Below are 22,959 nucleotides of genomic sequence, written 5' to 3'. Positions count from 1 at the left end.
ATGCCGCTTTCGGTTTCGGGGGTGCCTTGTCAGCAGCAGCCTGCGGCCTCGCGCGAGGCTTCCGCGGCGGCTTGGGGGTGGGGACGGGTTCGGGAGCGGCCGCAGTCGCAACCTCCGCCTCTACCGCAACCTCAGCCTCAGGCTCAGCCGAAGCTTCAACTGCCTCAGCAGCCTCAACCGGCTCCGCTTCGATGACGTCCTCACCCCGCATCCGCGCCAGTACTTCGCGTGCGGCGCGGCCGGTCTCGTCGACGGGCTCATAGGTCCAGCCGTGGAAAGCCCCGCCATAGGGACGTGCGGCACCCTGACGTTCCAGTTCTTCGTGGAAGAGGCGGAACTTCAGGCTGGAGCCGTCCATCTTCAGGATGAACACCGGCTTGCCGGTCGAGGCGGCCTCGGTGGCCATGTTGGTCGAGTCCTCGGTGACGAGGATGTAGTCGGCGGCCGCCAGGAAGGCGAAATAGGGATTGGAGCCCTCGCCATCCCAGATCAGGCCGGGCAGATGCCGCAGCCTGGCGGTCAGCAGGGCGCGGGCCGGCTCGGGCGTGCGGCGCGAGAAGGTCATCAGCAGCGAGCCGCCGTCCTGCTCCAGCGGAATCTGGATCTGGTGGGCGATCTGGGCGGCGCGTTCGCTGGACAGGTCGAAGGCCTTGGACTTGCCGCCCAGCAGCACCGCGACCCGCGGGCGGGGCAGGTCGTCGATCTGGTCGGAGAACTTCTCGTACTCGCTGGCCAGGCGCGCGGTGGTCACCCGGTGCGGCGAGCCGGTGATCGACAGGATGTTGTCGCCGCTGAGGCGATCATGCTTGGGCGGAATGACCAGGTCGAACATGTGTGGCGGGACCCGGGGGTCCTGGATCTGCACCACATAGGTCTTGCCGCCCGACCAGCGCTTGGCGCGGATCGACAGGGGCAGGGTGGCGCGGCCGGCGGCGATCCACAGATCCGGGAAAGGGCCTCCGATGTCGCTGTCCGGCGTCAGCCATCGGCGCGGGAACCAGTTCAGCCACCAGGGCAGGCGACCGACGCGGCCGGTCCAGCCGACGCGCTTGACCTCGATCAGGGCTTCGATGCCCTGGAGGCGCGCCTCGCGCACCACGGCCTCGGCCAGGCCGACAGCCTGGGCCTCGATGCCGGCGCGGCCGTCGGAGATCGCCCAGATGATCAGAGGTGGCTTCGAAGGTGTCTTCAACACGGCATCCGGAAGAGTACGGTCATGCAAACAAGGCCGCCCCGGGAGAAGCAGCCTTGTTCATGGTCTCGCTTTATGGCGCGGGTTGGGCGCTAGAGCCAGAGGCCTCTAGAGCCACTCCACTTTCAGGATCTCATAGGCCTTGACGCCGCCGGGCGTATTGACCTCGACGACCTCGCCCACTTCCTTGCCGATCATGGCGCGCGAGAGCGGCGATGACAGCGAGATTCGGCCCGACTTCACATCGGCTTCGTGATCGCCGACGATCTGGTACCGGGCCTCTTCCTCGGTGTCCTCGTCGACGACGCTGACCGTCGCCCCGAACTTCACCTGCTTGCCCGAGAGCTTGGACACGTCGATCACCTGTGCACGGGCGATCTTGTCCTCGATCTCGGCGATGCGGCCTTCGATCCAGCCCTGGCGCTCCTTGGCGGCGTGATACTCAGCATTCTCCGAGAGGTCGCCATGCTGGCGCGCCTCGGAGATTGCGGCGATCACTGCCGGACGCTCGATCGTCTTCAAACGCTTCAGTTCGTCGTCGAGGGTTTGATAACCCCCGGCGGTCATCGGCACTTTTTCCATTGCGGATTTTAGCTCGGTTCGCCTTGGGAGGAGTATTCGTCCCGTCGCGGGCGCGCACGACTGGGGGCTGAGAGGATAAGAGGCGCGTTCACGATAAGCAAGGGGCGAGGCGATCCCCTTTGCTCTCATGGTGGCCGTGCAGGCCAGGGGCCCCGGTTTGGACCGGGGCCCCTGGGCCTAGAACTCCTGCCACTCTTCCTTGACGGCCGCCGCCGCCGAGCTGCGGCCTGGACGCGCCATGACGGCAGGACGCTGGCGGGGCTGTGGCGAAGCCTCAGTATGGGCGGCCATCGTCCCGTCAGACACCTTGAAGCGAGAGACCTGGGCGGCCAACTGGCCGGCCTCGCCCTTCAGGGCATGGGTGGCGGCGGTGGCCTCCTCGACCATGGCGGCGTTCTGCTGCACCACCTGGTCCATCTTGTTCATGGCGGTATTGACCTCCTGCAGGCCTGCCGACTGGGCATTGGCCGAGGCGGCGATCTGGTTGACCAGGGTGTCGATCGAGGCGACCTGACCGACGATGCGCTGCAGGGCTTCGCCGGTCTGGCCCACCAGGGCCACGCCGGCACCGACCTGCTGGGTCGAGGTCGAGATCAGGGTCTTGATTTCCCGGGCGGCATCGGCCGAGCGCTGGGCGAGAGCCCGCACTTCCTGGGCGACCACGGCAAAGCCGCGGCCCGCCTCGCCGGCGCGGGCGGCCTCGACCCCGGCATTGAGGGCCAGAAGATTGGTCTGGAAGGCGATCTCGTCGATCACCCCGATGATCTGACCCACCTGGGTGGAAGAGCCTTCGATCTGGGTCATGGCGGCAACCGCCTGGTCGACGATTTCGCCCGAGCGCTGGGCGTCGGTTCGGGCCTTGGCCACCACGTCAGAGGCCTCCTTGGCTCCGGCGGCGGTCTTGCGCACCGTGGCCGTGATGTCCTCGAGCGCCGAGGTGGTCTGCTGCAGGCTGGCGGCCTGCTGCTCGGTCCGCATGGACAGGTCGTCGGAAGCGTGGGCGATCTCGTCAGCCCCAGCACTGACCGCGCGGGTCGTTACCGAGATATCCATCAGGGCGGCCTGCACCCGTTCGGCAGCCGCATTGAAGTCGGCCCGCAGCGCTTCGTAAGCCTCCGAGAAGCGCGTCGATAGTCGGACCGTCAGATCGCCCTTGGCCAGGTGTTCCAGACCCTTGGCGATCGCCTCGACCGCTTCAGTGTGCTGCATCTCATTGAACGCCTCGGTCTGGGCCGTCTCGGCCCGGACGGATTCTTCGGAGCGTCGGGCGTTTTCAGCGGCGCTATGGGCGGCATGGGCGTCCTCAACAGCCTTCTCGGCCTCGGCGCGGGCCTTGTTGGCGCTGTCGAACATGGCGTTGATGCTGAAGGTCGTGGCGATCAGGGCTCCGGCCTCGACGATCAGGATCGCGGCGTGGACGATGACCCGGCCAAGGCTCGCCGAACCGGGAAAGACGGCCTGGGGCAGCATGAAGCTCAGGACCAGGTGGTGCACGGCGACGGCGGCGGCGGCGGCGGCGATGACGCGCCAGTCGCAGAAGACCACCAGCAGGGCCAGGGCCGCGAAATAGGCCATATGCATGTCGATCTGCCAGCCATGGCCATTCAGGGCCGCGACGAGCAGGGAGACCTGGGCCATCAGGGCGACGCCCATCAGAGACCGGCCGGTCGAGTTGGTTCCGGCGGTCCGGTGCGCCAGGGTGGTGGCTGCGGCCGCGACCAGGGCGGCGAGAGCCAGGCCCAGAACCGGGCCCTGCAACAGCAACCGGGCGGCCACAACAATGACCACCATCAGCCAACTGGCCCCTTCGACGACCTTGCCGCCAAACTGGCGCTGGCTGTCGAGGCTGGTAACAGCGATGCTCATGACAAGGCTCCCTTGGGGGCGCAGACGCCCGCGAGATCAGGATCGAGGATCAGCAGGGCTCCGGATGCCCGGGCGCGGCGCGCCAGGTCGACCGGGTCGCCCCGCAGAATGACAATGAAGGGTGCGCCGCCGACGGCGGCGATCTGGCCGGCAGTGCCGCCGGCACCCAGGCTTCGGCCCGCGTCCCACCAGGGCGGGAAGACCGCCGCGACCCGCGAGGGATCGCGCGGCGCGGCATTGACCGACACCGCTGCAATCAGCCCCACGGCGATTGCTCCGGCAATCGCGGCAAGGCTTCCGAGGCTGGAGGAAGGCCCGCCTGGAGGCCCCTGAGAATTCGGCATGGCTAAAGCTCGAGGTCTCCCACCAGCGAAGGCCGATGGGAGACTCAAGTTCATGCACCTACAGGGTTACCTGCAGCTTAACCAAAGGCGGTCGCGACGATCTGAACCAGGCCAGCTGGCCGGCCTATTGGGCGTAGTCGTAAGGGCCGCCGCGCTTCAGGGCTTCGCGATAGGCGGGGCGGGCGTGGATGCGCTCAAGGAACGCCTTGACGTGCGGGCGCGAGGCTGCCCCGGCCCGGGCGGCTCCGGCCTCAAGCGGGAAGCTCATCATGATGTCAGCGGCGGTGAAGTCCTTGCCCGCGAACCAGGCGGACTTGGCTAACTCGTCGTCCCAGTAGTCGACATGGGTCTTCAGCTGCGGGTCGATGAAACCGGTCTGGGCGCCGTTGGCGACGGCCTTGACCAGACCGCGCAGCAGGCCCGGCGCGCGGGTCGGCAGGGCGGTGAAGACCAGCTTCAGCAGCAGCGGCGTCGTGGCCGAGCCTTCGGCATAGTGCAGCCAGTAGGTGTAGCGCAGCCGATCGGCCGTGCCGGCGGCCGGGATCAGCCGGCCCTGGCCATAGGTCTCGATGATGTACTCGATGATCGCCCCGGTCTCGGCGATGACCTTGCCGCTGTCGGTGATTACCGGCGACTTGCCCAGGGGGTGGATGGCGCGCAGCTCGACCGGTGCCAGCATGGTCTGGGCGTCGCGCTCATAGCGCTTGACCTCATAGGGCACGCCCAGCTCCTCAAGCAGCCAGAGGATCCGCTGGCTGCGGGAATTGTTCAGGTGATGGACGATGACCATGGCAGGCGTCTCCGCAAAAGGCCCGGGACGCTGCCACGGCGCCGCGTGGGTCAGTCAAGCCAGATCAGGTCAGGTCAGGTCAGGTCAGGTCAGGGGCCTAAGATCCGGCTCCAGCCAGCCCCGACGTGCCGCGACACTGAACAGCCGCTCGCGCGACCAGAAGGTCAGGGGCCAGGCCCTGTCGCCCAGGGGCGAGGCCAGCAGGCGGGCGCAGGCCTCGCCGTCACCGATCCCGTCCGGCAGGCCGGCGACAAAGACGCGGATCGCGGTCAGGTAGGCCTGGGTGATGGTCTCGTGATACCCGCTGACATCATCGTTCACCCCGCCCACGGCCACATTGTAGGTCTGGATAATCCCCGGCAGGTCGCGCTCCAGCCCGGCGTCGCGGGTGCGCACCAACCGCAGGGTGGCGGCCAGATGCGCCGCATGGGTCCACTCGGCCTTGGGCAGGCTGTGATCCAGAAGCCGCTTGGCCAGGTCGCCGATCTCGGCGTCGGTATAGGGGGAGCGAGAGGGTGTGACAGGCATGGGCCAGCCATATCCCCTGAAGGCCCGGGCCTCAATCTGCCCAGAATGTTCAAGGTCAGAAAGGGTTAACTCTGAACTTTTTCAGTTCCTTAGTTTGCCGCTGTCATAAGGGTCATCAACGGCCAATCGCCACAGGGAACCCCTTATGAAGTATCCGATCGCCATCGTCGCCGGCATGGCTTGCAGCCTGCTTGTCGCACAAACCGCTTCCGCTGCGGGTGGCTTCGAAGACCAGATGAGCCGCTGCCTGCAGCAGCATGCCAACACACGCGACGCCGCCCAGGTCATGCTGGAATGCACGGCCGACGCCGGCAAGCTGTCCGAGTGCAAGGTCGTCGACAACAGCGCCGCCGGCAAGGGCTTCGACAAGGCTGCCATGTGCATCGCTGAAAAGCTGCCCATGGGTGCCAAGACCGGTACCGTGAAAGTCCCGTTCCGCTTCCCGGGCGGCGCGTAAGCTTCGCTTCGGCGGCAGAGCTGGGAGCGCGGTCGAACCGAGTTTGACCGTGACGCTCCAGGGCCTGCCCCGCGGCAACCGGGCGCGAGGCAGGTCGCAGGGCGGTCGATCCTTCGGGGTCGGCCGCCCTTGTGCGTTCTGGACCAGGGCTACGTGGGGCCATGAAAAACGCCGCGCCGGTTTTCACCGACGCGGCGTTTGTCTGCCGGCTCGTCCCTGCAGGCGTCAGCTGTAGCTTTGCAGCGGCCGCACTTCCAGCGCTTCGGCGGGGGCCGAGGAGATGGCCTGGGCAGCGGCAAGAGCGCCGGCCGAGGTGGTGTAATAGGGCACCTTCATCATCAGGGCAGTGCGGCGGATCTCGAAGCTGTCTTCCAGGGCCTGCTTGCCTTCAGTGGTGTTGAACACCAGCTGCACGCCGCCGTTCTTCATCACGTCGACGATGTGAGGGCGGCCTTCGAGCACCTTCTTGACGTGCTCGACCGCGATGCCCTGGGTGGCCAGATAGTTGCGGGTACCCTCGGTGCACAGGACGGTAAAGCCGGAGGCTTGCAGCAGGCGGACGGGCTCGACGATCCAGGGCTTGTCGCTTTCCTTGACCGAGACGAAGGCCGTGCCCGAGCGGGGCAGGGTGACGCCGCCGCCCAGCTGGCTCTTGGCAAAGGCGCGGGCGAAGGCGGGGGCCATGTCGGCCTCGCCGTCGCGCTTCCAGTCGAGGCCCATTACCTCGCCGGTCGAGCGCATTTCCGGACCCAGCACCGTGTCGACGCCGGCGAAGCGGGCGAACGGGAAGACGGCTTCCTTGACCGCGATATGGTCATAGGGCTTGTCGACCAGACCGAAGCTTTTCAGGGTCTCGCCGGCCATGATCTTGGCGGCGATGGCGGCCACGGGCTGACCGATGGTCTTGGCCACGAACGGCACCGTACGGCTCGCGCGCGGGTTCACTTCCAGCACATAGATCCGCGGATTCTCGCTGTGCGGCTCCTCGATGGCGAACTGCACGTTCATCAGGCCGCGCACATTGAGGGCCAGGGCCATCTTCACGGTCTGGCGCTTCAGTTCTTCCACCGTCTCGGCGCTGAGCGAGAAGGGCGGCATCGAACAGGCGCTGTCGCCCGAGTGGACGCCGGCTTCCTCGATATGCTCCAGAACGCCGGCCACGAATACGTCGGTGCCGTCGCACAGGGCGTCGACATCGACCTCGGTGGCGCGGCTCAGATAGTGGTCGAGCAGGATCGGATGCTCGAACGAGATCTCGCCGGTATTGGTGATGTAGCGTTCCAGATGCTCGTGATCGCGGATGATCTCCATGCCGCGGCCGCCCAGCACGTAGGACGGGCGCATCACGAACGGGAAGCCGATCTTGTCGCCTTCGGCCCGGGCCTCGTCCCAGGTGCGGGCAATGGCGTTTTCGGGCTGGGCGATGTCGAGGCCGTTCAGCAGCTGCTGGAAGCGCTCGCGGTCTTCGGCCAGGTCGATGGCGTCAGGGCTGGTGCCCAGGATCGGCACGCCGGCCTCTTCCAGGGCGTGGGCCAGCTTCAGCGGGGTCTGGCCGCCGAACTGCACGATGACGCCGGCCAGGGTCCCGTTGCTCATCTCGACATGCAGCAGCTCCAGCACGTCCTCGGCCGTCAGGGGCTCGAAGTACAGGCGGTCTGAGGTGTCGTAGTCGGTCGAGACGGTCTCGGGGTTGCAGTTGACCATGATCGACTCGATGCCGATGGCGTCGAGCGCAAAGGCTGCATGGCAGCAGCAATAGTCGAACTCGATGCCCTGGCCGATCCGGTTGGGACCGCCGCCGAGGATCACCGCCTTTTTGCGGTTGCTGGGCGCGCTTTCGCACTCCGGGACCTGGCCCAGGGCACCGGTCTCGTAGGTCGAATACATGTAGGGGGTGGTGGCGGCGAACTCGCCGGCGCAGCTGTCGATGCGCTTGAACACCGGCCGCACGTCCAGGGCCTGACGGGCCTTGCGGACGGCGGTTTCTGTAGAGCCGGTCAGCTTGGCCAGGCGGGCGTCGGAGAAACCCTGGGCCTTGAGGGCGCGGAAGCCCTGGGCGTCGGTCGGCAGGCCGCCGGCCCGGACCCAGCCTTCCTGGCGGATCAGCTCGGCGATCTGGCGCAGGAACCAGGGCTCGTAGGAACAGGCGGCATTGACCTCTTCCACGGTCAGGCCGTGGCGGAAGGCCTGGGCGATGACGCGCAGGCGATCGGGGGTGGGCATGCCCAGGGCGCGGATCACGGCGGCCTTGCCGTTGTCCGGATCATCAGCGCCGTGGATGTCCACCTCGTCGAAGCCCGACAGGCCGGTTTCCAGGCCGCGCAGGGCCTTCTGGACGCTTTCCTTGAAGGTGCGGCCGATGGCCATCACTTCGCCGACCGACTTCATGGCGGTGGTCAGATGCGGCTCGCTGCCCGGATACTTCTCGAAGGCAAAGCGCGGGATCTTGGTGACGACATAGTCGATCGAGGGCTCGAACGAGGCCGGGGTCGCGCCGCCCGTGATGTCGTTCTTCAGCTCATCGAGCGTGTAGCCGACGGCCAGGCGGGCGGCGACCTTGGCGATCGGGAAGCCGGTCGCCTTGGACGCCAGGGCCGACGAGCGCGAGACGCGCGGGTTCATCTCGATCACGACCATGCGGCCGTCGGCCGGATTGACCGCGAACTGGACGTTGGAGCCGCCGGTCTCGACGCCGATCTCGCGCAGCACGGCGATCGACGCCGCGCGCATCCACTGGTATTCCTTGTCCGTCAGGGTCAGGGCCGGGGCGACGGTGATGCTGTCACCGGTATGGACGCCCATTGGGTCGATGTTCTCGATCGAGCAGACGATGATGCAGTTGTCGGCCGTGTCGCGCACGACCTCCATCTCGTACTCTTTCCAGCCCAGGACGCTTTCTTCGATCAGCACCTCGGTAGTCGGCGACAGGTCCAGACCCCGCAGCACGATCTCCTCGAATTCCTCGAGGTTGTAGGCGATGCCGCCGCCGGTGCCGGCCAGGGTGAAGCTGGGGCGGATGATGGCAGGCAGGCCGACGAAGGCCAGGCCCTCGCGGGCTTCGTCCATGTTGTGGGCGGCCTTGGACTTGGGGCTCTCGAGACCCAGCTTGTCCATGGCGTCGCGGAACTTCTGGCGGTCCTCGGCCTTGTCGATGACCTCGGCCTTGGCCCCGATCATCTCGACGCCGAACTTGGCCAGGGTGCCGTTGGCTTCGAGAGCCAGGGCAGTGTTCAGGGCTGTCTGGCCGCCCATGGTCGGCAGGAGGGCGTCGGGGCGCTCCTTCTCGATGATCTTGGCGACCATGTCCGGGGTGATCGGCTCGATATAGGTCGCGTCGGCCACGTCCGGATCGGTCATGATCGTGGCAGGGTTGGAATTGACCAGGATGATCCGGTAGCCCTCGGCGCGCAGGGCCTTGCAGGCCTGGACGCCCGAATAGTCGAACTCGCAAGCCTGGCCGATCACGATGGGGCCGGCGCCAATGATCAGGATCGAGGACAGGTCTGTTCTTTTGGGCATCGGAAAACTCGCGCGCAGAGACACGGTCGCGCACATCCGCGCGCCCGCTGCCGACCATCTTGCAGGTTAAGTCGCCCGTTTAGAGACGGACTCGGACGCGCGCAACCCTTGATCCAGAGAGCAGGGTTACCTCAGGAACCCGAGTCGCGGCGTGATTCTGGCGTGCGGCCCGTCTTCCCGCTAAACCCTCGCCATGTTGCGCATTTCCGAACTGAAGCTGCCGCTCGGCCATCCGCCGGAGGCCATGGCACCCGCGATCCTCCAGCGTTTGGGTTTGCAGGCCGATGACCTGCTGTCCTGGACCGTCGCGCGCCGGGCCCATGACGCCCGCCGCAAGGCTGCGATCCTGATGGTCTATTCCGTCGATGTGACCGTGCGTGACGAGGCCGACGTGCTGACCCGCTTCGCCGGCGACACCCATGTCCGCCCGACCCCCGACATCGAATATCGCCTCAAGGCCCGCGCGCCGGAGCCCCTGAACGCCCTGCGTCCCGTGGTCATCGGTGCAGGCCCCTGCGGCCTGTTTGCCGGGCTGATCCTGGCCCAGATGGGCTTCAAGCCGATCATTCTGGACCGCGGCAAGGTGGTGCGCGAGCGGACCAAGGACACCTGGGGCCTTTGGCGGCGGTCCGAACTGAATCCGGAATCCAATGTCCAGTTCGGCGAGGGCGGGGCTGGCACCTTTTCGGACGGCAAGCTCTACAGCCAGATCAAGGATCCCCGCCATCTGGGCCGCAAGGTGCTGGAGGAGTTCGTTAAGGCCGGCGCCCCACCCGAGATCCTGACCGAGGCCCACCCCCACATCGGCACCTTCCGGCTGGTGACCATGGTGGAATCGATGCGCGAGACCATCGAGGCCCTGGGCGGCGAATATCGCTGGCAGCATCGGGTCGACGAACTCGACATCGCGGTCGGTCCTGACGGTGCCCGCAAGGTGAAGGGCCTGAAGTTGTCGACCGGCGACTATCTGGAGGCTGACCGCGTGGTGCTGGCCGTCGGCCACAGCGCCCGCGACACCTTCCAGAGGCTGTACGACCAGGGCGTCCATATCGAAGCCAAGCCGTTTTCGGTCGGGGTGCGGATCGAGCATCCTCAGTCGTGGATGGACCGGGCGCGCTTCGGAAGTCATGCGGGCCATCCCGATCTGGGGGCTGCCGACTACAGCCTGTCGCATCACTGCAGCAACGGCCGCACGGTCTACAGCTTCTGCATGTGCCCCGGCGGTACGGTGGTGGCGGCGACCTCGGAGCCCGGCCGGGTCGTGACAAACGGCATGAGCCAGTATTCGCGCAACGAGCGGAACGCCAATTCCGGCTTCGTGGTCGGCATCGACCCCGAGCGCGACTATCCGGGCCACCCGCTGGCCGGCATCGAATTCCAGCGCAAATGGGAGAGCCTGGCCTATGTGGCCGGCGGCTCGACCTATGCCGCCCCGGCCCAGAAGGTCGGCGACTTCCTGGCCGGCCGCCCCTCGACCGATCTGGGCGAGGTGGCCCCGTCCTACAAGCCGGGCATCACCATGACCGACCTGTCGGCCTGCCTGCCGGCCTTTGCGGTCGAGGCCATGCGTGAAGCCCTGCCGGTCTTTGGTCGCCAGATCGCCGGCTATGACCACCCCGATGTGCTGCTGACCGGGGTCGAGACCCGCACCTCCTCACCGATCCGGATCACACGCGGCAAGGACTTCCAGAGCCTCAACACGGCGGGACTGTTCCCCGCCGGTGAAGGGGCGGGCTATGCCGGTGGGATCCTCTCGGCGGCCGTCGACGGCATCAAGGTGGCCGAGGCGGTTGCGGCGGACTATCTCGCCTAGAGGTCATCGAGCGGCGGTCGAGGCACCGGCACCCGGCGGCGCCACCGGCGTTTCCGGCGCGGGCCAGGCCCTGCCCGCCACCGAACTGTCAAATTGGCCCTGAACAGCGCCTCGCCCCGGTCTGGGAGAGGCGTGATGTCAGCATGGGGTCACCCATCCCCAAGCTCCAAACCCCATGCCGGTGTGCCGCGGTAATCAGCGGGGGGCAGGGACCGGCCACTACGTTCGCTTGGCTTGACTCAATGTTCGTTTTATTTAACATTGAGTTTGCATTTGTGAACATGAAGGGTTTCGGCCATGCCGCACAGAGAGAAGCTCGCCTGGATGACGCTGCTGCTGATCGCAGTGACCTACGGGCCTTATTTCGCCCATGTGGTGATATCGCCGCCGGCACCCGGCGTTCTGCCGAACCTGCCGCAGTTGTGGTTGCTGGCTCTGGCGGCGGGCGGCAACGGCGTGCTGCACATTCTTGGCCGGATCGCCTTGCGGGTCGGGGCACCGGAAGACGCCCGTGCGCCAGCCGACGAGCGCGACCGCGACATCCAGCGGCGCTCCAGCATGGTGGCCTACTATGTGATGATGGTCGGCATGATGCTCGTCGGGATGGTCATGCCGTTCACGACGAGCGGCTGGGAGCTCGTCAATGCCGGCCTGCTGGCGATCGTGCTCGCCGAGATCACCCAGAACGGCCTAGCGGCCTGGAGCTATCGCCGGAGCGCGGCATGAGCGGCGGGGTGATCGTCAACCAGATCCGCACCCTGCGGTTTCTGGCGGGTGAAATGTCTCAGGCCGAACTCGGAAAGCGGATCGGGCTGACCCGTCAGACCGTCGCGGCCATTGAAGCCGGCAAGTACTCGCCGACACTCGAGGCGGCCTTCAGGATCGCCGAGGTTTTCGGCAAGCCGCTTGAAGAGGTGTTTCAGTGGTCCAGTCAGGGCTAAGGCGTCGCGTGGAAACGTGGACGCCGGCTGTCCGCCAAGGCGACGTGAAAGGCCGAATGCTGGAGTAGGGGGCTGCCCCACTCTGGGTCGCCTTTGCCAGGCTATGCGGGCCCCACCAAGACTGACTGAGTGCCCCCGGACTTGAGAGCCGTCCGCGAGGACAAAGGCCCCTCAAACGCAAATAGGCCGGCGCAAGCGCCGGCCTATAGGAAGCTTTCGAGAGGTGCCGGCGTACCGGCACCTTTCTGACTGGATTAAGCTTGCAGCTGGCCAGCGGACATCTTGCCGCTGCGCTTGTCTTGTTCCAGTTCGTAGGTGATCTTCTGGCCCTCATTGAGGGTGCGAAGGCCGGCGCGTTCAACGGCCGAGATGTGCACAAAAACGTCCGAGCCGCCGTCATCCGGTTGGATGAAGCCGAAGCCCTTGGTGCCGTTGAACCACTTAACGGTGCCGGTAGCCATGGTGTGTTAGTCCTTTGGATAGTAGTCGCCGCCGGAAGCGTTCCGTTCGGCGATCAAATTTCGTTGGGGATCGGTAGGCGCGTCCGGCGCTTCCTCGAAGGAAGCATGGAATAGCAGGCCGAACGCAGCGAATTCGATAATCCTATGATGGGGGCATAAGTGCGCGCCAGCAAGGAGAATCTGGGATTGTGCTTTTCGCCGCTCGGATGAGTGCTCGGCAAGCCCGTGACCAAACCGGTGAAACTGTCCTGCTCTGGTGAGCCTTACCCGCCTTGCCAATCTCGCAAATGATAGTCATTCTCAACTTAGATCCCAAGCCGTGGAGTCGAGAATGGTCCTTCAATCCGCAGGCCCCAATGTCCTGGTCTTGATGATGCGCGTCGACAGAGCGCTGCGCTGCGAGACGATCGCCAATTGCGATTGGCTGCTCTACGGGCCGACAGATCCCGACATCATCGCCGATGTCGGGGATAGGCCTGATCTTCTCGCAGCGGAATAGTGTTCTAGGTCAGCGCCTTGCGGGCCGCTTCCCAGTATTGGGCACCGGTGATCAGGGTGATGACCGCCGCCAGCCAAAGCAGACCATGGATGGCCACAGTGGCAGGGCCGACGACGTCCGGGGTGTCAGGCAGGCCGAAGGCCGCCCAGGACGCCAGGACCATTTCGGCCCCGATGGCCACCAGTTGCAGGGTGGTCTTCCATTTTGCCAGCACGGTGACGGGCAGCTTGATCCCCTTGCCGGCCCCGACCTCGCGCAGGGCGCTGACAGCGAACTCGCGGAACAGGATCAGACCGGCCGGCAGGACGATCATCGGGTTGGGGCCCAGGGCCATCAGCCCCAGCAGAGCGCCGCAGACCAGAATCTTGTCGCCGATGGGATCGAGGATCGCGCCCCATACAGTCACGGCGTCGAACTTGCGGGCCAGCCAGCCATCGAAGAAGTCCGTGACGGCGGCAACCACGAAGGCCCAGAAGGCCCAGCGCTCCAGGCGGAACTGGTCCTCGCCGGTCAGGCGCTCGCTCAGCCAGGGCACGGCACCGGCGGCGGTGGCCAGGGCCACGAACATGAACAGCGCCAGGACGAGGCGCGAAGCGGTCAGGATGTTCGGCAGATTCTTCATGATGCGTTTCTAACGCGGGAAACCGTCAGAGGGCTACGGCTTCGCTCGATGGACTTGACCGGTGAAGACGATTTTCGCGCCACCGATCGGCCGAGATTGGCTATAGTGGTTCCAGGATCGCAATCAGTTCCTGACAGTAGCGGCGCCGCAATCGCATGAGACGGCTGGGCCGGTATGGCGAGAGGGTAAAGGCGGGCGTGGACTCGGTTCGCGGACGCCTTGTCTTGCTTACCGTCAGTCTTTTGATCCCGGCCCTGCTCAGCATGGGTTTCCTGCTCTCCAGCGTCGATCGTCAGGGCCGCGCCCAACTGAACGAGCAGATGCTCACCACGGCGCGGGCCCTGTCCGGGGCCATAGACCGTCAGGCCGCCGTCGGCGTTGCGGTCGTCGAGACCCTGGCCACGGATCAGGCGCTGCTGGCGGGTGACTGGGCGCGATTCCACGCCCGGGCGCTCCGCGTCACGGACCGGCGAGCGGGCTGGGTCGTTGTGGCCGACCTGACTGGACAGCAGATCCTCAACACCCGGATAGACTATGGCGTGGCCCTGCCGCGCTCGCCCCGGATTCCGGAGCTGGACCGGGCCCTTCAGGCTGGTCGCAGCCAGGTCTCCGACCTGCGGATGGGCGTGGTCTCCCGGCGCTATGCGATCACGGCGGGGACGCCGGTCACGGTCAAGGGCAAGGCCTATGTTGTGGCCTATGTCGTCGAGGCCGCGTCTTTCCTCTCGGTCTTCCGGGAGGAGCGGGTGCCTGACGGCTGGGTGGCTGCGGTTCTTGACAACAACAACAAGATCATTGCCCGCTCCAGGCTGCATGAGAAGTGGGTTGGCCACAGCGCGACACCGGACATGGCCGACCGGATCACCCGCGCCCCTGAGGGCGTCAGCCACAGCACGTCCCTGGAGGGCGTTCCGACCGTGGTCGCCTACAGCCGCTCACCCCAGACGGGCTGGACGCTTCTCGTCGCCATTCCGCGTGCCGATCTGGCGAGGACTGTGACCCGTTCGGTCGCCCTGACCACCGGCGTCTTTATCCTGCTGCTGGTCCTGGGGGTGGGGCTGGCCCTGTTCTTTTCGCGCCGCATCAATCGTGAGGTCGGGGGCCTCGTGGAGGCGGCGCACGCGATCGGTCATGGGCAGCCGATCAGGGGCCCCTCGGCGTTCAGCCTGGAAGAGATCGGAGCCATCCATGCGGCCCTGAGCGAAGCCTCGCGCGAACTGCAGATCCGCGAAGAGCGCCAGAAGGTCATGATCAACGAACTGAACCACCGGGTGAAGAACACCCTGGCCACGGTTCAGGCCCTGGCCCGTCAGACCTTCGGCAAGATGGAGGGCGCGCCGGTCGAGCTGTTCACCGAGCGGCTGATCGCCCTGTCGGCGGCCCACGATCTTCTGACCCGGGGTGGGTGGAGCAAGGCCGAACTGGACGAGCTCCTGCGCGCCTGCACCCGCGCCCATGGCGACCGTGTCGTGCTGACGGGGCCGCCCGTGTCTCTGGATCCGAATTGCGCCGTGTCGCTGTCGATGGTGTTCCACGAACTGGCCACCAACAGCGCGAAATATGGCGCGCTGTCCGTACCGACGGCTCAGGTGGGCATCGACTGGAAGATTGATCCGATGACGCGGGCCCTCACCCTGCGCTGGACGGAAACGGGCGGCCCGCCGGTAACGCCGCCGAGCAAGCCGGGCTTCGGCACGCGTCTGATCGACATCTCGATCCGGAGAGAGCTGAAAGGCTCGGCGGCGTTCGACTTTCAGCCCGAGGGCCTCGTGTTCGAGGCGACCCTACCGCCGCCGCCCGAGGACGCCCCGAGATGGTCCAACCGGTTCTGAGCGCGATGAGCGATCCCAGTGAGGTCGCCGCCTTCATGGCGCAGGCAGGATTGCCGCCGCGCTTTGCCGGTCTGGCCGCCCGGCTCCACGTCCCGCTTGCGGCGCGGATCGCCCAGGCCGCTGCCGGGCGTGATGTACCGCTGCTGGTCGGCCTCTGTGCCCCGCAGGGGGCGGGCAAGTCGACCCTGACGGCATTGGTCACCCGGCTGTTGCGGCACCGGGGCCTGAAGACCGCCAATCTGTCGCTGGACGACCTCTATCTGACCCATGTCGAGCGTCTGGGTCTGGGCCGGACAGTCCATCCCCTGCTGCGGACGCGCGGGGTACCCGGGACCCATGACATCGCGCTGGGTCTGGAGGTGCTGGAGGCACTTGCCCGTCCCGGCCGCGTGCTGCTGCCCCGTTTCGACAAGGCTGCCGATGACCGGGCACCGGTCGCGGACTTCGAGCCCTTCGAGGGTCCGGCCCAGGTGATCTTGCTGGAAGGCTGGTGCGTGGGGGGACAGGCCCAGCCCGAGGCGGCCCTCGACGAACCGGTCAATGCGCTCGAGCATGACGAGGACGCGGCGGGCGTCTGGCGAGGCTTTGCCAATGCCGCCCTGGCGGGGCCCTATCGCGTCCTGTTTGACCGCATCGATCTTCTGGTGGTGATGACCGCCCCCGATTTTGCCACCGTGCGCGCCTGGCGGGGCCAGCAGGAGCAGCGCCTGCGCCAGGACCTGGCCGCCCGGGGGCGCGACACTGCCCTTGCGATGGATGAAAAGGCGCTGGATCGCTTCGTCGCCCACTACCAGCGTCTGACCGAGTGGATCGCCCGCGATCTGCCGCCCCGCGCCGACATCGCCATTCGCCTGGACGCGGATCGAGAACCGGTCGAAATGCGCGGGCTCTAGTTTTCCGAGGCCGGCGGCGGGCTTCAGCTCTTGCGGAAGAAGGCGTGGATGCGCTCGGCCAGGGCCTGGCTGACGCCCTCGACTTTCAGCAGGTCCTCGACCCCGGCTCGGCCGACCCCTTTGGCCGAGCCGAAGGCGTGCAGCAGGGCCTTCTTGCGACCTGGACCCACGCCTTCGATCTCGTCGAGCGGGTTCTTCTTCAGGTCCATGCTGCGCCGCGTGCGGTGAGCCCCGATGGCGAACCGGTGAGCCTCGTCGCGCAGGCGCTGCAGGTAGTAGAGCACCGGCGACTTGGGCTCGAGCATGAACGGCGTTTTGTCGGGCATGAAGAACCGTTCCAGGCCGGCATCCCGGTCGGGACCCTTGGCGACGCCGACCACGGCGATGTCGTCGACGCCCAGTTCGGCCATGATTTCCAGAGCCGCATCCAGCTGGCCCTTGCCGCCGTCGACCAGGACGAGGTCAGGGCGATTGTCGCTTTGACCCTCTTCCTCCTCCTTGACCAAGCGGGCGAAGCGGCGCTTCAGCACCTCCTTCATCATGCCGTAGTCGTCGCCGGGGGTGAGCTCGGTACTCTTGATGTTGAACTTGCGGTACTGGCCCTTCATGAAGCCGTCCGGCCCGGCCACGATCATGCCGCCGACGGCGTTGGTGCCCTGGATGTGGCTGTTGTCATAGACCTCGATCCGCTCGGGCGGGGCGTCCAGACCAAAGGCCTCGCCGACCCCCGCCAGCAGCTTGGTCTGGGCCGAGCCCTCGGCCATTTTCCGGCCCAGGGCTTCGCGGGCATTGGTCAGGGCGTGCTGAACCAGATCGGCCTTTTCGCCCCGCCTGGGGATGCTGATCTCGACCTTGCGGCCGCTCTTCAGGGCAAAGGCCTCGGCCAGAAGGGCACTGTCCGCCGGCTCGATATTGGCCAGGATCAGGCGCGGGATCGGCTTGTCGTCATAGAACTGGCCCAGGAAGGCGGTCATCGCCTGGGCTTCCTCGCTGACCCCTTCCTCTTCCGCCGCGCCGGTGATGCGGGGGAAGTAGGCGCGGTTGCCCCAGTTCTGGCCGGCCCGGAAGAAGAACACCTGCACGCAGGCCTGGCCGCCCTCGACGTGCAGGGCCACGACGTCGGCCTCTTCCACGGTCTCGGGGTTGATCTGGCTGGCCTGGGCCACGGCCGACAGGGCGCGGATGCGGTCCCGCAGGCGGGCGGCGCGTTCGAACTCTAGGTCCTCGGCGGCAGCTTCCATCTCGGCGGCCATGGTGGCCATCACCGCGCGGGACTTGCCGCGCAGGAAGGCCTCGGCCTGGTCGACCAGGGCCTGATAATCGGGGATGCTGACCAGCCCGGTGCACGGCGCGGCGCAGCGTTTGATCTGGTACAGCATGCAGGGCCGGTCGCGGCTCTCATAGACGCTGTCACTGCACGAGCGCAGCAGGAAGGCCTTCTGCAGGGTGTTGAGCGTGCTGTTCACGGCCCCCGCGCTGGCGAACGGGCCGAAATAGTCGCCCTTGATCGCATGGGCCCCGCGATGCTTGCGCAGCTGCGGCGCATCGTGATCGCGGCGGATCATGATCTCGGGAAAGCTCTTGTCGTCGCGCAGCAGCACATTGAAGCGGGGCTTCAGCGACTTGATCAGATTGATCTCGAGCAGCAGGGCATCGGCTTCGGTGCGGGTGGTGACGAACACCATGGCCCGCGTCGCGTCGACCATGTGGGCGATGCGATTGGTGTGGAAACGGCCCTGGGCGTACTGGATCACCCGCTTCTTGAGGCTCTTGGCCTTGCCGACATAGAGGACCTCCTCATTGTCGCCGATCATCCGGTAGACGCCCGGCGCATCGGGCAGGCGCGCGGCCTCGTCCTTGATCAGGGCGGCACCGGTCAGGGCGTTGGTGTCTTCGGCGCTGGGAGAGGGGGTGTCGTCGTTCACGACGGACATATAGGCGAGTCTGGCACGATCAGCGATCCTCGCGACTGTGGAACACGCGCGCGATCACGACCGTAAGATCCCTGACACGATACTGGATGACATACTGGTTCGAATGAAACGCGATGTAGAGCTCGCGATAGCGACCGCTCCGACTCAAGGGTGCGCGTTCGGGATAGTCGATGAGCGTGGCTGCGGCGTCGGCGAGTTTCGCACCGAGATCGAGACCGTAAGGTGCGCCGTGTTCGAAAAGCCAGTCTTCCAAGCGGTCGACATCGGCCATGGCGGCCGGCGAGACGATCACGCGATACATGGATCAGCGGCGCTGCCCAAGGTTGCGGAGGCGTTCCTGAAAGACCTCGAACGGAACTCCGCCAGTCCGCTCGGCCTCATCACAGATGCGGTCGATCTGGTCATCATAGGCTTCTGAGCCTTCGTTGAAGGCACCAAAGCGCTCGATGAGACCTGGCGCTCCGTTCCAGCGAGTCTCGTTGTCCTCGAGGCCTGGCTCTTCGACGGCGTGGCTGAGGATTGTGAGCACATGGTCCTCAACGGTCTGTCCTGCCGCCTCGGCACGGGCACGGATCCGCTCGGCCAGCGCCGCGTCGATCTTCAGGGTCAATCCGTCGTCGGCCATGTTCCCATGATGTTCCATTGATGGTTTGTCGTCAACGCGCCGCGCCTGTATGACCCGCCCCATGACCACACGCCCGCTCTTCGTCACCCCGCTCTATCAAGCCAGCCTCGCCGGGGAGAAGGACTTCGAGACCTTCATCGACGACCTGCACGATGCCTGCATCGCGGTGGCGGAGGAGGACGAGGCGGGTCAGGCCTGGGCCGAGAAGAAGGCCTATCTGGGCTATACCTCCTACGCCTCCCTGGACGACCTGCCGCAGCGCGACAGCCTGTTTGCCGATCTGAAGAAGAAGCTCGACAAGCATGTCGCAGTCTTCGCCAAGGAGCTTTGCTTCGACCTGGCCGGCGGCAAGCTGGTGATGGACAGTTTCTGGATCAACATCCTGGATCCCGGCGGCCAGCATACCGGCCACATCCACCCGCACAGCGTCATCTCGGGTACGGTCTATGTCACCATCCCGCAGGGGGCCTCGGCCCTCAAGTTCGAGGATCCGCGTCTACCGATGATGATGGCCGCCCCGACGCGTCAGTCCGATGCCCCGGAAACCCTGCAGCCCTTCGTCTATGTCCAGCCAGAGCCGGGCACGATCCTGCTGTGGGAGAGCTGGCTGCGCCATGAGGTCACGCCCAACCAGGCCGACGAGCAGCGCATCAGCATCAGCTTCAACTACGCCTGGCGGTAGGCTTCCCGACCGGATCCCTGAGCCTTCAGCTGGCCGCGGGGTCTTTGCGGATCTTCCGGAAGTTGGCGATTTCGCCCTTGCCCATGCTGTCCCAGAGGGCCGGCAGGAAGCGATGGATGAAGGCCAGAACGCCGACATAGCCGGGGAAGGCGATGACCATCTTGCGCTTGGCGACGCCGGTCAGGATGATAGTCGCCGCACGGTCCACCGGCACCATGGCGACTGGAATATTGGCGAGGACATCGGCCGGAGCCGCGTTGACGCAGTGGATGTTGTCGACCAGCGGGGTCTTGATGAAGCCCGGGCAGGCGACGGTGACATGGATGCCAAAGGCCCGGGCCTCGGTAGCCAGCGCGTGGGATAGACCGAAAACCGCGAACTTCGAGGCCACATAGGGGCTGTTCACCGGCCCGGGGGCCATGCCGAAGCCCGAGGCCACATTCACGATATGCCCGAAGCCCTGCTTGATCATCAGGGGATAGGCGTAGTGAATCCCGTAGATCTCGCCCATCAGATTGATGTCGATGACCCGCCGCCAGTGATCCAGGCTCAGGTCGCGGATCTCGCCGAATACGGCAATTCCGGCATTGTTGAACAGGTAGTCGATGCGGCCGAACTCTTCCGCCGTGCCTTCGATCAGCTGGCGGACAGATTCACTTTGGGTCACGTCGGTGCGGACCGGCCTGGCCGTGACGCCCAGCTGGCTCATGCGGTGAGCCAGTTCCTCGGCGGCCGGGAAATTGATGTCCGCAATGATCAGGGTGGCCCCGGCTTCGGCCAGTTGCGCGCTCAGCGCCCGGCCCAGGCCCGAAGCGGCGCCCGTGACGATGCAGACCTTGTCTTTGAAGGGGTTTTTGGCCATGGCCCTGTCGTTCCGCTGGAGGCTTGTACGACCATGCGGTGGTCGCAGGTTCACGATCTGGAACAACCTAGAGACGTTTTACCCTAGGGTAAAGTACCGTTCCTGCCGATCCGGGACGGGCTTGCGCCTAGGCCGAAGCCGCCTCGATCTGGCCGGCCAGTCGTCCGCGCCAGCCGCGCTCCAGGGTCCAGGCCGCGATGCCCAGCCACAGCAGGCCCAGGAAGGCATGGCCGCGCTGCCAGTAGCCGACGTCATAGCCTGTCCGCACATTCCACACGCCGGTCAGCAGGGCGAAGACCAGCAACAGACCGAAGAACCAGCCCAGCGAGAACTGGGCCAGGCGTTTGTGCTCGGGGACGCCCCAAAGGGCCCAGGCGGTGAACAGCGGCGCGAACTGGATGGCTAGGCCCACACCGCAGGCGCGGTGCATTTCATCGGGCCAGTGGAACAGGCCGGCGAAGATCGCGCCCAGGCCGGTCAGGGCCACCCAAAGGCCGGTGAAGGCCGACACCACCCGGCGGCCGCCGGCGTGCTCGAGGGCATGGGTGAAGCCGGCCCCTGCCAGCAGGCCGGCGCTTCCGGCCAGCACCATGCCCAGATTGAACACCAGGGGGGCCGGGGCGGCGGGGCCGCCCAGTTCGCTGATGAACTGGGCACCGGGATCGAAGCCTGGAAACAGCTTCTGGGCCAGCCAGACGTCGGCGACCATCATTATCGGCGTGAAAACACCGATCTTCAGGAAAACGCCAGTACGGGCAGACACAGGACGGCGAACCTCGAAAAGGATGGGGCGGCAGAATCTCTTCCGCCGCCCCCGGGGTCAATGGCGCTTTTCGCCGTTGGCTATTTCGCCGCCGAGGGGTGGCCGGCCGGCGCGAACTGCGAGCCGAAGAAATCACCCTTCTTCCACACCGGACGATCCTTGGCGTCGGCCAGCTCGCGGGCGATCTCGTAATTGACCAGGGCGAACTTGGCGGCGGCCTGATAGTCGATCGGCAGGTTCAGGTCGTCGCTGGGCTTGTGGTAGTGGGTGGCCAGAAAGTCCCTGAAGCCTTTCTCGCCGCCGTTCTGGAAACCGGTCATCAGGAACACCGATGGGATACCCTGCTCGACGAAGCGATAGTGGTCGCTGCGGGTGAACAGGCCTTCTTCCGGCATTGGGTCGCCGGACAGGGCAATACCGACGCGGCCAGCGGCCTTTGCCACGGCAGGACCCAGGGTCGAACGGTCGGCACCGAACGCGATCACGTCAGTGAACGGATAAAGCAGGACCGGCATGTCCAGGTTCACATTGGCCACGATGTCGGCCTTGGCCACGGTCGGGTTGTTGGCGAAGTATTCGGAGCCGATCAGACCCTTTTCTTCGGCCGTCACCGCGACCAGCAGGATGGTGCGCTTGGGTTTGGTCTTGGCATTCTTGAAGCCGCGAGCGACCTCCAGCAGGGTGGCGATGCCCGAGGCATTGTCCAGGGCACCGTTATTGATCTTGTCGGCCCCCGGCTTGCCGTGGTCGTTCACCCCGGTGTGATCCAGGTGGGCGCTGAGGACGATGGTCTGGGCCTTGAGCGTGGGGTCGGCCCCCTCGATCACCCCGACAACATTGCTGCTCTCGCGCTTCTCGATTTCGCTCTTCAGCGACACCGACGCCTTGGACGGCAGGTCAAAACCCTTGATCACGCCGTCCGGCGTTTCGGCGGCGGCAAGCACGGCGTCCAGGGCGGTCGGCGCACCGGCGAACAGCTTGGCGGCTCCCTTCAGCCCGATCGAAGCCAGGGACGGCGCAGAGACGCCGCGCACATAACCCACGTCCTGGGCGTTGCGCCAGGTCATCCGCCATTCACGATAGCCGGCCACGCCGCGTTCGAACGGGCGGCGCTTTTCCGAGCTGGTGGTGGCCATGGTGATCACGCCCACGGCCCCATGCTTGGCGGCCTCGATGCGCTTGACGGTTCCATTGCCGTAGTGGGCCCGTTCCTCGGTCTGGAAGCTGGTCGGCGCGCCGGTCAGCAGGACGACGATCTTGCCCTTCACATCGAGGCCGGCATAGTCATCGCGGCCCTTCTCCGGGGCCACCACGCCATAGCCGACAAAGACGAGTGGCGCGCTGACCGAGACCTCGGTCGCCTGGGCCTGGGGGCTGGGCAGATAGTCCTCGCCGAACTTCAGGGCGCTATCCTGGCCGTCGGCACCCTTCAGGCTGAAGCTGCCTTCCGAGGCGTTCTTGAAGGCCAGCAGCGGCACGCGCTGGTGATAGGAGCCATTGGCGGCACCGGGCTTGACGCCGAGCAGGGCATATTGCGCCGCGACATAGTTGGCCGCGATATCATAGCCACGGGTACCGGCCTCACGGCCCTCCATCGCGTCATCGGCGAGGAAGGTCATGTGGGCGCGGATCGCCTCGGGCGACGGCGTAAAGCTGGACGCGGGCGTCTTGGCCTTGGGCGCGGCCAGGACGGGTTGGGCGACCATAAGCAGGGCGGCGCTGACGAGGGCTGCGCGGCGCGAAAGGGACATCAG

Annotated in this window: 21 protein-coding genes and 2 pseudogenes; 8 read left to right on the top strand and 15 right to left on the bottom strand. The window is 66.1% G+C overall.

Annotation, left to right across the window (positions count from 1 at the left end; genetic code table 11):
* Window positions 1-43: 43 nt before the first annotated feature.
* The 6 genes and pseudogenes from AQ619_RS13970 to AQ619_RS13945 form a co-directional block, all read right to left on the bottom strand.
* A pseudogene (locus AQ619_RS13970) lies at window positions 44-1,192 on the bottom strand (mitochondrial fission ELM1 family protein); the annotation flags it as partial.
* 108 nt (window positions 1,193-1,300) lie between these two features.
* Window positions 1,301-1,774, bottom strand: coding sequence for a transcription elongation factor GreA (gene greA / locus AQ619_RS13965; protein ID WP_062148828.1), 474 nt, complete (start codon window positions 1,772-1,774; stop codon window positions 1,301-1,303).
* 177 nt (window positions 1,775-1,951) lie between these two features.
* A complete protein-coding gene (locus tag AQ619_RS13960; protein WP_084746045.1) occupies window positions 1,952-3,640 on the bottom strand; it encodes a methyl-accepting chemotaxis protein in 1,689 nt (562 codons plus the stop codon).
* On the bottom strand, window positions 3,637-3,906 hold the full coding sequence (locus AQ619_RS13955; protein ID WP_236849481.1) for a hypothetical protein: 270 nt from the start codon (window positions 3,904-3,906) through the stop codon (window positions 3,637-3,639). Before AQ619_RS13955 ends, AQ619_RS13960 begins: the two co-directional genes overlap by 4 nt.
* Window positions 3,907-4,108: 202 nt before the next feature.
* Window positions 4,109-4,774, bottom strand: coding sequence for a glutathione S-transferase family protein (locus AQ619_RS13950; RefSeq protein ID WP_062148822.1), 666 nt, complete (start codon window positions 4,772-4,774; stop codon window positions 4,109-4,111).
* Between the two features lie 84 nt (window positions 4,775-4,858).
* A complete protein-coding gene (locus AQ619_RS13945; protein ID WP_062148819.1) occupies window positions 4,859-5,302 on the bottom strand; it encodes an acylphosphatase in 444 nt (147 codons plus the stop codon).
* Window positions 5,303-5,447: 145 nt separating this feature from the next.
* Between AQ619_RS13945 and AQ619_RS13940 the strand changes: the two genes are divergently transcribed.
* Complete coding sequence (locus AQ619_RS13940) at window positions 5,448-5,759, top strand: energy transducer TonB (protein WP_062148816.1); 312 nt, start codon at window positions 5,448-5,450, stop codon at window positions 5,757-5,759.
* Window positions 5,760-5,984: 225 nt separating this feature from the next.
* Here AQ619_RS13940 and carB read toward each other — a convergent pair whose 3' ends face one another.
* Window positions 5,985-9,278 (bottom strand): carbamoyl-phosphate synthase large subunit, encoded by a 3,294-nt coding sequence (gene carB, locus AQ619_RS13935; RefSeq protein ID WP_062151697.1) that lies wholly within the window; start codon window positions 9,276-9,278, stop codon window positions 5,985-5,987.
* Window positions 9,279-9,471: 193 nt separating this feature from the next.
* On the opposite strand from carB, the gene AQ619_RS13930 reads away from it, so the two are divergent.
* From AQ619_RS13930 to AQ619_RS13920, 3 genes are all read left to right on the top strand, one after another.
* On the top strand, window positions 9,472-11,091 hold the full coding sequence (locus AQ619_RS13930) for an NAD(P)/FAD-dependent oxidoreductase (protein WP_062148814.1): 1,620 nt from the start codon (window positions 9,472-9,474) through the stop codon (window positions 11,089-11,091).
* A gap of 297 nt (window positions 11,092-11,388) precedes the next feature.
* On the top strand, window positions 11,389-11,817 hold the full coding sequence (locus AQ619_RS13925) for a hypothetical protein (RefSeq protein WP_084746042.1): 429 nt from the start codon (window positions 11,389-11,391) through the stop codon (window positions 11,815-11,817).
* Entirely contained in the window at window positions 11,814-12,032 is a 219-nt protein-coding gene (locus AQ619_RS13920) for a helix-turn-helix transcriptional regulator (RefSeq protein WP_062148810.1), read from the top strand. Before AQ619_RS13925 ends, AQ619_RS13920 begins: the two co-directional genes overlap by 4 nt.
* A gap of 254 nt (window positions 12,033-12,286) precedes the next feature.
* Here the strand turns inward: AQ619_RS13920 and AQ619_RS13915 are convergent, their stop codons facing one another.
* Entirely contained in the window at window positions 12,287-12,493 is a 207-nt protein-coding gene (locus AQ619_RS13915; RefSeq protein WP_062148808.1) for a cold-shock protein, read from the bottom strand.
* A gap of 331 nt (window positions 12,494-12,824) precedes the next feature.
* Between AQ619_RS13915 and AQ619_RS19180 the strand changes: the two genes are divergently transcribed.
* On the top strand, window positions 12,825-12,992 hold the full coding sequence (locus AQ619_RS19180; protein ID WP_166504258.1) for a hypothetical protein: 168 nt from the start codon (window positions 12,825-12,827) through the stop codon (window positions 12,990-12,992).
* A gap of 4 nt (window positions 12,993-12,996) precedes the next feature.
* Here the strand turns inward: AQ619_RS19180 and pgsA are convergent, their stop codons facing one another.
* Complete coding sequence (gene pgsA, locus AQ619_RS13910) at window positions 12,997-13,614, bottom strand: CDP-diacylglycerol--glycerol-3-phosphate 3-phosphatidyltransferase (RefSeq protein ID WP_062148806.1); 618 nt, start codon at window positions 13,612-13,614, stop codon at window positions 12,997-12,999.
* A gap of 224 nt (window positions 13,615-13,838) precedes the next feature.
* Between pgsA and AQ619_RS13905 the strand changes: the two genes are divergently transcribed.
* Window positions 13,839-15,446 carry a sensor histidine kinase gene (locus AQ619_RS13905; RefSeq protein ID WP_236849480.1) on the top strand — a complete coding sequence of 536 codons (1,608 nt, stop codon included), beginning with the start codon at window positions 13,839-13,841 and terminating at the stop codon, window positions 15,444-15,446.
* Window positions 15,428-16,339 carry a kinase gene (locus tag AQ619_RS13900; protein ID WP_236849479.1) on the top strand — a complete coding sequence of 304 codons (912 nt, stop codon included), beginning with the start codon at window positions 15,428-15,430 and terminating at the stop codon, window positions 16,337-16,339. The genes AQ619_RS13905 and AQ619_RS13900 overlap by 19 nt, the downstream gene beginning before the upstream one ends.
* A gap of 23 nt (window positions 16,340-16,362) precedes the next feature.
* Here the strand turns inward: AQ619_RS13900 and uvrC are convergent, their stop codons facing one another.
* From uvrC to AQ619_RS13885, 3 genes are read right to left on the bottom strand one after another with little or no spacing between them, the layout of a single operon-like run.
* Window positions 16,363-18,273, bottom strand: coding sequence for an excinuclease ABC subunit UvrC (uvrC, locus tag AQ619_RS13895; protein WP_062148800.1), 1,911 nt, complete (start codon window positions 18,271-18,273; stop codon window positions 16,363-16,365).
* A 19-nt stretch (window positions 18,274-18,292) separates the two neighbouring features.
* Window positions 18,293-18,574 carry a type II toxin-antitoxin system RelE/ParE family toxin gene (locus tag AQ619_RS13890; RefSeq protein ID WP_062148798.1) on the bottom strand — a complete coding sequence of 94 codons (282 nt, stop codon included), beginning with the start codon at window positions 18,572-18,574 and terminating at the stop codon, window positions 18,293-18,295.
* A gap of 3 nt (window positions 18,575-18,577) precedes the next feature.
* The gene (locus AQ619_RS13885; RefSeq protein ID WP_062148795.1) at window positions 18,578-18,898 is read right to left on the bottom strand and encodes a hypothetical protein; all 321 of its coding nucleotides are present in this window, start codon (window positions 18,896-18,898) and stop codon (window positions 18,578-18,580) included.
* A gap of 61 nt (window positions 18,899-18,959) precedes the next feature.
* Between AQ619_RS13885 and AQ619_RS13880 the strand changes: the two genes are divergently transcribed.
* Complete coding sequence (locus tag AQ619_RS13880; protein ID WP_062151691.1) at window positions 18,960-19,580, top strand: TIGR02466 family protein; 621 nt, start codon at window positions 18,960-18,962, stop codon at window positions 19,578-19,580.
* A 25-nt stretch (window positions 19,581-19,605) separates the two neighbouring features.
* On the opposite strand, the gene AQ619_RS13875 is transcribed toward AQ619_RS13880, so the two are convergent.
* The 3 genes and pseudogenes from AQ619_RS13875 to AQ619_RS13865 form a co-directional block, all read right to left on the bottom strand.
* Window positions 19,606-20,442 carry an SDR family NAD(P)-dependent oxidoreductase gene (locus tag AQ619_RS13875; RefSeq protein ID WP_062148792.1) on the bottom strand — a complete coding sequence of 279 codons (837 nt, stop codon included), beginning with the start codon at window positions 20,440-20,442 and terminating at the stop codon, window positions 19,606-19,608.
* Between the two features lie 127 nt (window positions 20,443-20,569).
* A pseudogene (locus AQ619_RS13870) lies at window positions 20,570-21,266 on the bottom strand (DUF998 domain-containing protein).
* 19 nt (window positions 21,267-21,285) lie between these two features.
* Window positions 21,286-22,956, bottom strand: coding sequence for a M20/M25/M40 family metallo-hydrolase (locus tag AQ619_RS13865; protein WP_062148788.1), 1,671 nt, complete (start codon window positions 22,954-22,956; stop codon window positions 21,286-21,288).
* Window positions 22,957-22,959: the final 3 nt, after the last annotated feature.

Source organism: Caulobacter henricii, assembly GCF_001414055.1.
In the GTDB taxonomy this organism is placed as follows: domain Bacteria; phylum Pseudomonadota; class Alphaproteobacteria; order Caulobacterales; family Caulobacteraceae; genus Caulobacter; species Caulobacter henricii.
This window is presented reverse-complemented; position numbering and strand designations above follow the sequence as displayed.

Excerpts from the sequence above, each read along its gene's own strand:
- AQ619_RS13920 (WP_062148810.1), top strand. The coding sequence starts at position 11,814 with ATGAGCGGCGGGGTGATCGTCAACCAGATCCGCACCCTGCGGTTTCTG.
- AQ619_RS13875 (WP_062148792.1), bottom strand. The coding sequence starts at position 20,442 with ATGGCCAAAAACCCCTTCAAAGACAAGGTCTGCATCGTCACGGGCGCC.
- AQ619_RS13945 (WP_062148819.1), bottom strand. The coding sequence starts at position 5,302 with ATGCCTGTCACACCCTCTCGCTCCCCCTATACCGACGCCGAGATCGGC.
- greA (WP_062148828.1), bottom strand. The coding sequence starts at position 1,774 with ATGGAAAAAGTGCCGATGACCGCCGGGGGTTATCAAACCCTCGACGAC.
- AQ619_RS13930 (WP_062148814.1), top strand. The coding sequence starts at position 9,472 with ATGTTGCGCATTTCCGAACTGAAGCTGCCGCTCGGCCATCCGCCGGAG.
- AQ619_RS13940 (WP_062148816.1), top strand. The coding sequence starts at position 5,448 with ATGAAGTATCCGATCGCCATCGTCGCCGGCATGGCTTGCAGCCTGCTT.
- AQ619_RS13880 (WP_062151691.1), top strand. The coding sequence starts at position 18,960 with ATGACCACACGCCCGCTCTTCGTCACCCCGCTCTATCAAGCCAGCCTC.
- AQ619_RS13915 (WP_062148808.1), bottom strand. The coding sequence starts at position 12,493 with ATGGCTACCGGCACCGTTAAGTGGTTCAACGGCACCAAGGGCTTCGGC.
- carB (WP_062151697.1), bottom strand. The coding sequence starts at position 9,278 with ATGCCCAAAAGAACAGACCTGTCCTCGATCCTGATCATTGGCGCCGGC.
- AQ619_RS19180 (WP_166504258.1), top strand. The coding sequence starts at position 12,825 with ATGGTCCTTCAATCCGCAGGCCCCAATGTCCTGGTCTTGATGATGCGC.
- pgsA (WP_062148806.1), bottom strand. The coding sequence starts at position 13,614 with ATGAAGAATCTGCCGAACATCCTGACCGCTTCGCGCCTCGTCCTGGCG.
- AQ619_RS13865 (WP_062148788.1), bottom strand. The coding sequence starts at position 22,956 with ATGTCCCTTTCGCGCCGCGCAGCCCTCGTCAGCGCCGCCCTGCTTATG.
- AQ619_RS13960 (WP_084746045.1), bottom strand. The coding sequence starts at position 3,640 with ATGAGCATCGCTGTTACCAGCCTCGACAGCCAGCGCCAGTTTGGCGGC.
- AQ619_RS13890 (WP_062148798.1), bottom strand. The coding sequence starts at position 18,574 with ATGTATCGCGTGATCGTCTCGCCGGCCGCCATGGCCGATGTCGACCGC.
- AQ619_RS13900 (WP_236849479.1), top strand. The coding sequence starts at position 15,428 with ATGGTCCAACCGGTTCTGAGCGCGATGAGCGATCCCAGTGAGGTCGCC.
- uvrC (WP_062148800.1), bottom strand. The coding sequence starts at position 18,273 with ATGTCCGTCGTGAACGACGACACCCCCTCTCCCAGCGCCGAAGACACC.
- AQ619_RS13950 (WP_062148822.1), bottom strand. The coding sequence starts at position 4,774 with ATGGTCATCGTCCATCACCTGAACAATTCCCGCAGCCAGCGGATCCTC.
- AQ619_RS13885 (WP_062148795.1), bottom strand. The coding sequence starts at position 18,898 with ATGGCCGACGACGGATTGACCCTGAAGATCGACGCGGCGCTGGCCGAG.
- AQ619_RS13925 (WP_084746042.1), top strand. The coding sequence starts at position 11,389 with ATGCCGCACAGAGAGAAGCTCGCCTGGATGACGCTGCTGCTGATCGCA.